At 71.0% G+C, this 11,047-nt stretch carries 8 protein-coding genes; 3 read left to right on the top strand and 5 right to left on the bottom strand.

The annotated features are described in order from the left end of the window. Positions 1 to 609: 609 nt before the first annotated feature. The 3 genes from OG332_RS33305 (at position 610) to OG332_RS33295 (ending at position 2,649) form a co-directional block, all read left to right on the top strand. Positions 610 to 924, top strand: a complete 315-nt coding sequence (locus OG332_RS33305; protein ID WP_327416909.1) for a hypothetical protein — start codon at positions 610 to 612, stop codon at positions 922 to 924. Further along, complete coding sequence (locus OG332_RS33300; RefSeq protein WP_327416908.1) at positions 917 to 1,816, top strand: hypothetical protein; 900 nt, start codon at positions 917 to 919, stop codon at positions 1,814 to 1,816. The genes OG332_RS33305 and OG332_RS33300 overlap by 8 nt, the downstream gene beginning before the upstream one ends. Before the next feature lie 587 nt (positions 1,817 to 2,403). Beyond that, positions 2,404 to 2,649, top strand: coding sequence for a hypothetical protein (locus OG332_RS33295; protein ID WP_327416907.1), 246 nt, complete (start codon positions 2,404 to 2,406; stop codon positions 2,647 to 2,649). A 60-nt stretch (positions 2,650 to 2,709) separates the two neighbouring features. Here OG332_RS33295 and OG332_RS33290 read toward each other — a convergent pair whose 3' ends face one another. The 5 genes from OG332_RS33290 to OG332_RS33270 all read right to left on the bottom strand — a co-directional run bounded on the left by OG332_RS33290 (position 2,710) and on the right by OG332_RS33270 (position 11,046). Then, on the bottom strand, positions 2,710 to 3,969 hold the full coding sequence (locus tag OG332_RS33290) for a cytochrome P450 (protein ID WP_327416906.1): 1,260 nt from the start codon (positions 3,967 to 3,969) through the stop codon (positions 2,710 to 2,712). A gap of 89 nt (positions 3,970 to 4,058) precedes the next feature. Continuing rightward, positions 4,059 to 7,220 carry a non-ribosomal peptide synthetase gene (locus OG332_RS33285; RefSeq protein WP_327416905.1) on the bottom strand — a complete coding sequence of 1,054 codons (3,162 nt, stop codon included), beginning with the start codon at positions 7,218 to 7,220 and terminating at the stop codon, positions 4,059 to 4,061. Then, complete coding sequence (locus tag OG332_RS33280) at positions 7,217 to 8,425, bottom strand: NAD(P)/FAD-dependent oxidoreductase (RefSeq protein ID WP_327416904.1); 1,209 nt, start codon at positions 8,423 to 8,425, stop codon at positions 7,217 to 7,219. Before OG332_RS33280 ends, OG332_RS33285 begins: the two co-directional genes overlap by 4 nt. Before the next feature lie 129 nt (positions 8,426 to 8,554). Then, the gene (locus tag OG332_RS33275) at positions 8,555 to 9,766 is read right to left on the bottom strand and encodes a cytochrome P450 (RefSeq protein WP_327416903.1); all 1,212 of its coding nucleotides are present in this window, start codon (positions 9,764 to 9,766) and stop codon (positions 8,555 to 8,557) included. A gap of 47 nt (positions 9,767 to 9,813) precedes the next feature. Next, positions 9,814 to 11,046, bottom strand: a complete 1,233-nt coding sequence (locus tag OG332_RS33270) for a cytochrome P450 (RefSeq protein WP_327416902.1) — start codon at positions 11,044 to 11,046, stop codon at positions 9,814 to 9,816. Position 11,047 lies beyond the last annotated feature (1 nt).

The following is an 11,047-nucleotide window of genomic DNA, read 5'->3' as shown; positions in this document are numbered from 1 at the left end:
CATCCACATGACAGGACAGGACATGCCTGAAGCGCTGTTGGCGCCTCAGTTCAAGGGCGTCCACGCGCCATAGACGGCCAGTCCCTGATGACGTCAAGGCAGTGCAACCTGTGCCCAGGGCTGCGGAGATCAGCACGATCCACAGGAGGATATTGCCCACGGCTGGTCCTTTCGAAGGCTGATGGTTCAAGGGGCGCACACGACCTGAGCCCCGGCGATCGTCGGTCATAACGCAGGGGCATATGCAGAGTTGCGCCCTCCCCGCCGATTGCAGCCATGCGCAGCAATCGGCCCAGCCTTGGCATCTCAGTCTTTCAACTGATGATCTGCCGGATGGCGGCCCGTCGCGGGAGTGGATACGTGTGACCCGTCCGCCGTCGCGGCGGACCGGATGTCAGGGGTGAGCGGCGAGGGGTCCACTGGACTCGGGACCCGCTCCGGCCTGCCGCTCTTCGTCTCCGTGAGCTGCGGCGCGGCGGCGCGGCAGGACGTGGCTGCCGAACTCTTGTCGTGTTTGCAGAACCGATAAACGGCAGGCAACGCCTGTTCATCTGCCACCATCACCCGGATGGCGCACACCCTGACCAACATCGACAGCGTTTATGGAATATGACAACAGCAAAGCTCCCCGTCTTCTTCCGCAAGCCTGTGGAAGTGGACGGACAGGGAGGCAGCTTTCACTCCGGGGCCACCCGGATCGGAAAGTGGACTTTCACCCCACGCGCAACAGGGTGCAGCGAGTCCGGGAACGCAACGCTGGAACACGAGAGCCGGGAGATCGATCTGAGCTACTCATCCTCGATCTTTGAGGACTTCCTCCATACGATGAGCGTGATCCAGGTCGAGTTCGACCGGAGGTCGGGGAGCACCGCACCGTCCACGGCGCCTGTCGACGAGCACTCGGGCGGCAACTCCCGTGTTTGAGCCGTACGGATACCCGGACATCCACGGCCTCCCGCAGCCGGACACCACCGCGTTCTGGCGCCGGCCGGACCACGTACAGCAGCACTTCCCCGGGCAACCGCTCGGCGGGGCCGACGGGCCGGACCGGCCGTGGGATCCGGCGGAAGAGCTCGCCATCCTTCTCCAGGAGAGCGCTCCGCCCGGGCAGCCGGAGCCCTTCAGCCACGTCGGCTTCGACGACGCCGGTGACACGGTCGACGCCCTCGGCCTCGTAGCGGGGCTGAAGCAAACGCCTGCCGAGCGGCCGCCCAAGCAGGCCTCCAGCGGACACCGCCGGAGCACGTCGAAGTCGCCGGTGGTGACCCTGCTGCGAACGGGCAGCCTGTTCACCGCCGTGCTGGTCGCCGTCATCGCCGCCGTGGTGAGCATCCTCAGCGGACTGGCCATCTGTGACGCCCTGCGCCACAGCGCCGGACTCCACACGGCCAGCGAAGTGGTCGGCTGGTGGCCCCTGCTGATCTACGGCCCCTGGATGGTCGCTTCCCTGTCCATCCTCAGATCCGCGCTGCACCAGCGCCGCGCGCTGCATTCGTGGTCCATCGTGCTGCTGTTCTCCACCCTGGCCACGCTCCTGTGCGTGGCTCAGGCGCCCAGAACGATCGCTGCCGGGACGTCGTCCGCACTTCCCGCGGTCGCGGCGCTGGCCTGCTTCCAGCAGCTGGTCCGCCAGATCACACTGACGCGCCCGCCCCGCCAAGCTGCGCCACGGCACCGGACCCCGCCCGCCTCGGTGCTCGGGCAGGCGACCGCGGCCGGGCGCGGCCAGGACGGTGTCCCTCCCCGCTACTCCGTGGCGGAGAAGAAGGCCGTTCGCTCTGCGTCCGGCGGTCGTGGATTCGGGTACGGCGCATGACGGCCGTACGCGCGCGGCGGTGTCCTCTGCAACGCAGGTCAGAGCTGCGGTCCTCGGCCGGGACCGTGGGTCGCGGGGTTCTCGGGTCGGCTGCTCGGCGCGAGTCGGTGAGCTCCCGTGAGAGGGGTGCCGACGGACCGCGACGCGAGAGGGCCGGGCATGGCGTGGACGGCGACCGCGAAGAGCGGGGGCGGTGACAGCCGCTAACTTCCTTGACAACCCACTCCTTCCCCACGCGTCACAAGAGTGCTCGCCTGCACCTTTGAAACGAAGATCGAAACCGATAGTCACGGGCCGTCCACAGACTCAGCCCCACGGTCTACGTCCTCGTCCCGTCGCATCGCGGCCTGGGCCCGGACCCGCTCCCCGCGCTGCGGGGCGGACCGCGTCGCGCCCCGGCCATCCGGTGGCTGCGGCACATCCGGACGACGCGCCGCCGGGCACGGCCGTGCCCGGAAACGGACGCCGGCCGCTGCCGTCGGCATCCCCGACGGACCGGACCGGACCGGACCGAACCAGATCCACGCCGCGCTCCGGCGCGTCACCTCCCACGCCTACCACGAGAGATCATCAGCATGGCCTACGAAATGACCTACACCGAACGAACCAGGTACAAGCGGCGCCAGGACTCCGCCTACCGGGCCGGCGAAGAGGCCGTGACCAACCTCCAGGCGGCGCTCGCGCTCGCGGACCTGACCCTTCCCTCGCTGTGCAACGACGGGCCGGTGGCCGGCCACGGCTTCGTCCGGCTCGGAGGCTGCAACGCGGACTTCGCCAACCGGCTCGCCGAGATCATCGCCGCGGGGGCCGACGCTCTGCAGTGTCAACGGTGAACAGCCGGAAGGCAATTGCCGTCGACGTGTCAGGCTCCGGTGCTTTCCGGAGGACGGCCATCAGGCCGGGCGTTCGCCGGTCAGGCGGACCTTCAAGGTGGCGTGGCCGTTGGCGAAGTTGGAGAAGAGCCGGGTGGGCGGGGCGAGCAGCTCGATGTCGGCCACCCGCGTCCGCAGCGACTCCAGCATGGAGATCATGTGGACACGGCCCAGGTAGGCGCCGAGGCAGAAGTGCGGTCCGTGGCCGAAGCTGACGTGCTTGTTGGGCGTGCGCGCCAGGTCGAAGGTGTAGGGGTCGGTGAACGCGTCCTCGTCGAAGTTGGCCGAGCTGTTCCACAGGGTGACGATCTCACCGGCCTTCACGACGTGGTCGCGGATCGGGATGTCCACCAGGGCGTGCCGGCCGAAGTGCATGGTCGGTGTGGTCCAGCGCATGACCTCCTCGGTGGCGCTCTCCAGCGTGACCTCCGCGTTCTTCAGCCGGCGCCACTGGTCCTCGTACTGGCTGAAGGCGTGCACGATGCCGGAGGCGGTGGCCCGGCTCGACTCGTCGCCGCCCAGGATCAGGCTGTACGCGTTGTAGATGATCTCCTCCTCGCTGAGCGGCTCGCCGTCGATCGTGGCGGTGGCCAGCGTGCTGAGGACGTCCTCGCCGGGGTTGCGGCGGCGCTCGGCCATCAGGCCGGAGATGTAGAGCACGATCTCGTTGCGCGCCATCAGCGAGACCTCTTCGCCGTCGTCGGCGCTGTACCGCGACAGGGTCTGGGCGTTCCAGTCCACGAGCTGCTCGCGGTCCTCGGCGGGGATGCCCATGAGGTCGCCGATGCTGTGGATGGGGATCCGGTCGGCGACGGCGGCGACGAAGTCCACCTCACCCTGCTCGACGGCCTCGGAGACGAGGCGGTCGGTGAGCTTCTGGACGTTCTCCACGACCGGGGCCAGGACGCGCGGCGAGAAGGACTTCATCATCAGGTTGCGGATCTCGCGGTGGCGCGGGCCGTCGGTGACGGCGAGCATCTTGCCCGCGGCGGAGTCCTCGCCGAGCAGCAGGGTGCTGAGCACGTTGCCCTGCTCGGAGGTGTACCGCTTGTTGTCGCGGTAGGCGGTCATGATGTCGTCGTACTTGGTGAGGACCCAGAATCCGGGCTTGCCGTCCCGGGCCGCGTGCCAGAAGACCGGGTTGTGCGCGCGGAAGGGCCGCCACAGCTGATGCGGGTCGTTGTCCTCGAAGGTCTGCGGGTCGGTGAGGTCGTAGGCGGCCGGATCGGCCAGGGCCGCCAGATCGGCCGAGTCGGCCGCCGGCAGGGTGGGGGCAGTCATCGGTATGTCTCCTCCAGGGCCGCGGACCCGGAGGTCCGCGGCACGGTAACGGTCTTCGACGGAGGTGGGCAGGGGGCGGGCGGAGGGCCTCAGGCGGCTTCCGCCGCCACCGCGGTGGTGGCGAGTTCGGCGATCGTCTGCTTGCGGAACACGTCCTTGGCGGAGATCACCAGCCCCGCCTTCTTCGCCCGGGCGACCACCCTGATGCCGAGGATGGAGTCCCCGCCCAGCTCGTAGAAGTTGTCGGTGACGCCGACGGCCGGGATGCCGAGCACGTCGGACCAGATCTGGGCGAGCAGCCGCTCGGTGCCCGTACGGGGCTCCCGGGCGCCCGCGGGGGCGGTCGCGTGCTCCGGGGCGGGCAGGGCCTTGCGGTCGACCTTGCCGCTCGGGGTGAGCGGGAACTGTTCCAGGCACACGAGGGCGGACGGCACCATGTGGACGGGCAGCCGGGCGGAGACGAACTCCCGCAGCTCTGCCGGCTGCGGGTGGTGTCCCGCGGCGGCGGGCGTCACATAGCCGACGAGGCGCTTGTGCTCTCCGTCGGCCAGGGCCAGCACCAGCGCCACCCCGACCTCGGGGTGCTGCTGCAGGACGAGTTCGATCTCGCCGGGCTCGATGCGGTAGCCGCGGACCTTGACCTGGTGGTCGGCCCGGCCCACGTACTCGATGACGCCCGCGCTGGTCCAGCGCACCAGGTCGCCGGTCCGGTACATCCGGTGGTCCGGGGCCCCGCCGTACGGGTTGTCCAGGAAGCGGTCCGCGGTCAGTTCAGGCCGGTTGAGGTAACCCTGGGCGACGCCCGGGCCGGCGATGAACAGCTCGCCGGCCACCCCGATCGGCGCCGGCCGCAGCTGCTCGTCGAGCACGTACGCGGTGGTGTTCGCGACGGCGCGGCCGATCGGGACGGGCATGTTCTCGTCGGCCTCGCGGATGAGGTGCCAGGTGCCGAGGACGGCGGTCTCGGTGGGTCCGTAGAGGTTCACGAGCCGCTGCGGCGGCGCGGCCGCCAGCACCTCGGCCACCCGGACGGAGTTGGCCGCCTCACCGCCGAAGAGCACGTGGCGCAGGGCTCCGAAGGCGTACGGGTCGGCGGCGACGACCTGGTTGAAGACGGCGGTGGTCACGAACAGGGTCGTGACGCCGCCCCGGCGCAGTGCGGCGGTGAGTTCCGCCGGGTCCAGCAGCGTGTCCTTGTCGATGACGACCATCCGGCTGCCCGCCAGCAGGGGGCCCCAGATCTCGAGGGTGGCGGCGTCGAAGGTGACGTCCGAGCCCTGGGCCATGACGTCGTCCGGGCCCAGCGACACCCAGTCGGCGTTGCGGAACAGCCGGACGACGGAGCGGTGTCCGATGACGGCGCCCTTGGGCGTGCCGGTGGAACCCGACGTGTACATGATGTACGCGGGGTCGTCGGCGGTGACCCGGACGTCCGGGGCGCCGGCCGGCTGGGCGGCGACGGCCTCGTACTGCTCGTCCAGGGAGATCATCCGCGTTCCGTCGGACGGCAGCTTGCCGGTCAGCCAGGACTCGGTGAGGCACAGCGGCACTTCGGCGTCGGAGAGCATGAAGCTCAGCCGGTCCCCGGGGTAGTCGGGATTCAGCGGCAGGTAGGCGCAGCCCGCCTTCAGGACGCCGAGCAGTGCGGTGATGAGCTCGGGACCGCGGGGCAGGCAGACGGCGATGAACGTGCCGGGCCGGACCCCGTCGGCGACGAGCAGGTTGGCCAGCCGGTTCGCGCGGGCGTCCAGCTCGGCGTAGGTCAGCGTCTCCAGGCCGGCGCTGACGGCCACGGCGTCGGGGCGCAGGCGCGCCTGTTCGGCGACGAGCTCGTGGACGCAGCTTTCGGAGGGGAACTCGGTCCGGTTGACGGCCCATTCGGTGGTGAGGAGGCGCAGCTCCTCCTCGTCGGCGAGCGGCAGCTCGTCCACGGCGGTGGCCGGGTCGGCCGCGGCGGCGCCGAGCAGCACCGCCAGGTGGCGGGCCAGCACCTCGACGGTGACCGCGTCGAAGAGGGCGGTGTCGTACTCCAGCGCGCCGGCCAGCTCGCCCGTGCCGGTCTCGGCGAACTCGACGGTGATGTCGTACTCGGCGGGCACGCCGGGCGCGGGGAAAGCCTGTACGGCGAGTTCCGGCGCCTGCACCGGCCCGGCCGCCCCGGCGGCGCCGCGCAGCACCACCATCACCTGTACGTCGGGGGTGTCGCCGGCGTCCTTGCCCTCGCCCAGGGCGGTGCGGACCTGCTCGAAGGGCACGTCCTGGTGGGCGGCGGCCTCGGCGAGGGTGGCGCAGGTCTGCGCCAGCAGCTCGGTGAACGGCGCCTCGGAGCGCAGGTGGGCGCGCAGCAGGAGCGGGTTGTCGAACGCCCCGACCAGGCCGTCGAGCACCGGCCGGGGGCGGCCGTCCGCCAGGGTGCCCAGGGCCAGGTCCTCCTGGCCGGTGTGCCGGGAGAACAGCACCTGGCAGGCGGCGAAGAGGCCGGCGAACAGCGTGCCGCCGTGCGCCTCGGCCGCCGCGGTGAGGCCTTTCGCGGCCTCGGCCGGTATCCGGAACTCGTGGCGGGCGGCGGGCGCGCTGCGGGCCCGGGACCGGGGCCGGTCGGTGGGCAGCCGCAGGGCGGGCAGGCCGGCGAGGTGGCCGCGCCAGTGCTCCAGCTGCGCGGCGAGTCCGGCCTCGGTGACGCGTGCGCGCTGCTCGGCCGCGTACTGGGCGTAGCGGACCGGGAGTTCGGGCAGCCGGGCGGCCCTCCCGGACACGGCCGCCGCGTACAGCTCGGTCAGCTCGGCGACGAGGAGCGCCCGGGAGCGAACGTCCACGGCGATGCGGTGGGCGTTCAGCACCAGCACGTGCTCGTCGGCGCCGAGGCGGACCAGGAGGGAGCGCAGCAGCGGGCCGGAGGCGAGGTCGTACGGCCTGGCGGCCAGTTCCGCGATGCGGGCGTCGAGCCGGCGGCCGCGCTCCGCTGCGGGCAGCGCCGCCAGGTCGGCGGACTCCAGCTCCAGCGGCCCGGCCGGCCAGACCTTCTGCACGGGCCGGCCGCCGGCCTCGGTGAACGTGGTGCGCAGCGGCTCGTGCCGGGCCGCCAGGAGCCGCAGGGCCCCGGTGAGTTCGGTCCGGTCGAGGGTGCCGGTCAGCCGGAGCGCGATGACCGGGTGGTGACCGTACGCCCCCTCCTGCCGGTGTCCGGACCGGATGAGCTCCTGCCCGAAGGTGAGCGGCAGCCGGTCGTTCCCGGTGGTCCCGTCGGTCATCCCTTCATTCCTTCCATGTCCATCTCTTCCATCAGGTCGAGCAGTTCGGGGGTGACGAATTCGTCGAGCGGGCAGACACCGGACAGCGTGGAGAAGTACCGGTCCGTCAGTTCGCGGCTGGTGGCGATGGCGCGCAGCAGGTCCACGTGGTGGGCGGGCGGGTCCAGCCGGGCCGTCTTGAGGGTGGCGCGGTATTCGGGCGTGAGGGCCTCCATCCGCTGTCCGGCGTAGGTGTCGAGGGCCGTCCGCAGCCGGTCGGGGTCGTGGAGGCCATCGCCGATGCAGTCCGCGAGCAGCTGGGCCTGGTAGAAGCCGTCGGTGATCCCGCGCGCGGTGATCGAGTCCTTGTGGTGGGCGGCGTCGCCGACGAGCACCCAGCCGGGCCCGGCGGCCTGCCGGAAGAAGTTGCGCTGGTCGCCGGTGCCGTAGACGCGCTCCAGGCGGGCGCCGCCCGCCATTTCCTCCCGCAGTTCGGGGGCGGTCTTCTCCACGTTGGCGAGCAGGGCGTTCAGGGCGTCGCCGCGCACGCTGTGGAACTGGTCCTGGGGGAGGTAGCCGGCGACGAGCGTCGCCCCGTCGTTGGTCGGCACGGTGCCGACCCAGTGCCCGGGGGTGTCGTACAGCCTGAATCCGGGCTGGAGGCCGGACCAGTAGGAGTAGTAGGCGCACGTCGAGGTGGGGTCCTCGACGACGAGCGGGGCGCCGGCCTTCGCCGCGACGGTGGAGCGCATGCCGTCGGCGCCGACGACGAGCGTGGCCCGCTCGACGGTACCGGTGGAGCCGAGCCGGACGCCGACGACGCGGTCGCCGTCGAAGACGAGGTCGCTCACGGAGCAGTTCTCGCGGAATTCGACGCCCGCGTCGACTGCGCCCTGCGCGAGGATCGGGTCGAGCAGGTAGCGGCGGGGCGCGTAGGCGGCACGCTGCCCGTCGGCGGCCCAGGAGCAGCCGTCGAGCCGGATGTCGCCGTGGGTGTAGCGGACGTGGTCGAGGGCGGGGGCGCCGGTGGCCGCCACCGCGGGGAGCAGGCCCCACCGGGCGAGGGAGGCGACGCCGGGCTGATGGATGTAGAGCGTGGAGAGGGTGTCCTTGGGGAAGGTGCCGCGCTCGACCATGAGCACCCGGTAGCCGGCGCGCGCGAGCAGCATCGCGGCCGGAGCCCCGGCGCACCGGGCGCCGACCACAATCACGTCGTAGTGGGTCAAGAGATGCTCCTTGTCCTGCGCCGGCCGCGGTGGCCGGTGTCGTCGTGCCCAGTGGAGACCGCCCGTGAGGCATACGCCGGCGCGCTGCCGGCGTATGCCTCACGGGGTCGTGTGGGGGGGTACGGGGGGCTAGTTCACCCGGATCGGCAGCTTCCAGACCCCGGTGAACTCCGGGGACGTGAGGAAGGTCGGCTTGTCGTCCGGGTCCACCCGCAGCTTCGGGAAGCGGTCGAACAGGATGTTCATCGCGATCCGGCCCTCCAGCCGCGCGAGCGGTGCGCCGAGGCAGAAGTGGATGCCCCGGCCGAAGCCGATCTGCGGGTTGGGATTGCGGGCCGGGTCGAAGACGTCCGGGTTCTCGAACACCCGGGCGTCCCGGTTGGCGGCCGAGAACCAGACCTCCAGCACGTCGCCCTCGGGCACCTTGACCCCGGCGATCTCCACGTCGCGCGTGGTGACCCGGTAGCCCGCGGCGAGCGGGCTCAGGTAGCGCAGCGACTCCTCCAGCAGGGTCGGCACCAGCGACCGGTCCTTCCGCACCCGTTCGTCGACGTCCGGGAAGGCGTCCAGGCACAGGATGGTGTTGCCCAGCAGCATGGTGGTGGTGATGTGGCCGGCCGAGATGAGCAGATTGGCGAAGTTGACGATCTGCCGGTCGGTGAGCCGCTCCCCGTCGACCTCCGCCTCGACGAGCCGGGACAGGAGGTCCTCCTGCGGCTCGGCGCGGCGCTGGGTGACCAGGTCGAGGATGTAGAAGCCCATCGCCATGGCCGCTTCGGCCTGGGTGTCGAGGGACTCCTCCTGCGCCTTGTCGCCCTGGTGCGTGGTGAGCTGGGTGCTCGCCATGAGCGACTGGTCGGCCCACTCCTTGAGGAGCTCGCGGTCCTCGCGGGGGATGCCGAGCATGTCGCAGATGACGATCACGGGCAGCGGGTAGGCCAGTGCCTCCGCGAGGTCGAAGGTGTCGCCCTCGACCTCGTCGAGCAGCTCGTGGGTGAGCGCGGTGATGCGCGATTCGAGCTCGGCCACCATCTTCAGGGTGAAGGTGCGGCCCACCAGCTTGCGCAGCTTCTGGTGCTCCGGCGGGTCCGCCTGGGTCAGGTTCCCGTCGAAGGCGACCTCGGCCTGTTCGGGGCTGACGTAGCGCGCGGCCACCTCGGAGGAGTACGTCGCGGGATCGCTGAGGATCTCGAGCGTCTCCGGGTACCCGTAGACGTGCCACATCCCGACCTCGGGGTCGTACTCGATCGGCGCCTCGGGCTGGATCCCGCGCAGCCAGAAATGCCGTGGATGCATCTCCCACTTGTCGAGGGGGCTGGGCGTGCTGCGCGTGCTGCTCATCGGGGGTTCTCCTTCACCGGCCCGGTCGGGGGCCGCGGGTCGGCGCCTCATCGGACGAGGAGCGGAAGCTCCGAGGTCGAGATGACGTGGGGCAGCGGCAGGAAGGTCGGCGGGTTGTCCGGGTCCGTCCGCATCTTCGGGAAGCGGTCCAGCAGGATGTCCGTCGCGATCCGGCCCTCCATCCGGGCCAGCGGGGCGCCGAGGCAGAAGTGGATGCCCCGGCCGAAGCCGATGTGCGGATTGGGGTCGCGGTACGGGTCGAACAGGTGCGGGCGGGTGAACTGGCGCTCGTCCCGGTTGGCCGCCGACAGCGAGATGGCGACCAGCTGCCCCGGGTGCACCTTGACGCCGGCGAGCTCGCCCTCGGCGACGCAGGCCTTGTAGGCCGTCGCGATCGGGCTCAGGTAGCGCAGCGACTCCTCGATCAGACCGGGCGTGAGGTCCGGGTTCCCGCGGACGGCGGCCAGGTGCTCCGGGTAGGCGTCCAGGCACAGCAGGGTGTTGCCGAGCAGCGCGCTGGTGGTGGCGTGGCCGACGACGAGCAGCTCGTTGGCGAAGTTCACCACCGCGTTGTCGCTGAGCCGCTCCCCGTCGACCTCCGCCTCGACCAGTTTGGTCAGCAGGTCCTCGCGCGGCTTGAGCCGGCGCTCGGCGGCGTGCTCCCGGAGGTACTGGAACATCTCCGGGACCACGCGCATGGCGGCCTGGGCGTCGACGTCCTCGTCCAGGTCCCGGTCGCCGGAGGTGAGGGCGACCGCGCTGTGGGCCATCCGGTCGACCCACGTCTTGAACAGGTCGCGGTCGCTCTGCGGTACGCCGAGCAGCTCGGAGATGACGATGATCGGCATCGGGTAGGCGAGGTCGTCGACCATCTCGATGCTGTCCTGGCCGTCCACCGCGTCGAGCAGTTCGTGGGTGATCTCGACCATGCGCGGCTCCAGGGCCGCGACCATCCCGCGGGTGAACGCCTTGCTGATGATCTTGCGCAGCTTGGTGTGGTCCGGCGGGTCGGACTGGAGCAGGGTGCCGTCGCTGAACTCGGGGTCGATCTCCACGTCGCCCGCGATCAGTTCGGCGACGTCGCTGGAGAACGTCCCCGGATTGCCGACGACCTCCAGCACCTCCTTGTACCCGTACACGTTGACGATGCCGTAGTCGTTGACCTCGACCGGGTGCTCGGGCGTGTGGCCGCGCAGCCAGAAGAACTCCGGATTGATGCCCATGCGGTCGACGAAGGCCGCCGCTTCCTTCGCGTCCGCGCCGGCGGATGTCCCGGTCATG

The sequence above is a fragment of the Streptomyces sp. NBC_01233 genome, assembly GCF_035989305.1.
Taxonomy (GTDB): Bacteria; Actinomycetota; Actinomycetes; order Streptomycetales; family Streptomycetaceae; genus Streptomyces.
Note: the sequence above shows the minus strand (reverse complement) of the source record. Positions and strands in the feature narration are given on the sequence as shown.

What these genes read in the sequence shown, in the direction of transcription:
- OG332_RS33305 (WP_327416909.1), top strand. Translation starts at nt 610, where the DNA reads ATGACAACAGCAAAGCTCCCCGTCTTCTTCCGCAAGCCTGTGGAAGTG.
- OG332_RS33295 (WP_327416907.1), top strand. Translation starts at nt 2,404, where the DNA reads ATGACCTACACCGAACGAACCAGGTACAAGCGGCGCCAGGACTCCGCC.
- OG332_RS33290 (WP_327416906.1), bottom strand. Translation starts at nt 3,969, where the DNA reads ATGACTGCCCCCACCCTGCCGGCGGCCGACTCGGCCGATCTGGCGGCC.
- OG332_RS33285 (WP_327416905.1), bottom strand. Translation starts at nt 7,220, where the DNA reads ATGACCGACGGGACCACCGGGAACGACCGGCTGCCGCTCACCTTCGGG.
- OG332_RS33275 (WP_327416903.1), bottom strand. Translation starts at nt 9,766, where the DNA reads ATGAGCAGCACGCGCAGCACGCCCAGCCCCCTCGACAAGTGGGAGATG.
- OG332_RS33270 (WP_327416902.1), bottom strand. Translation starts at nt 11,046, where the DNA reads ATGACCGGGACATCCGCCGGCGCGGACGCGAAGGAAGCGGCGGCCTTC.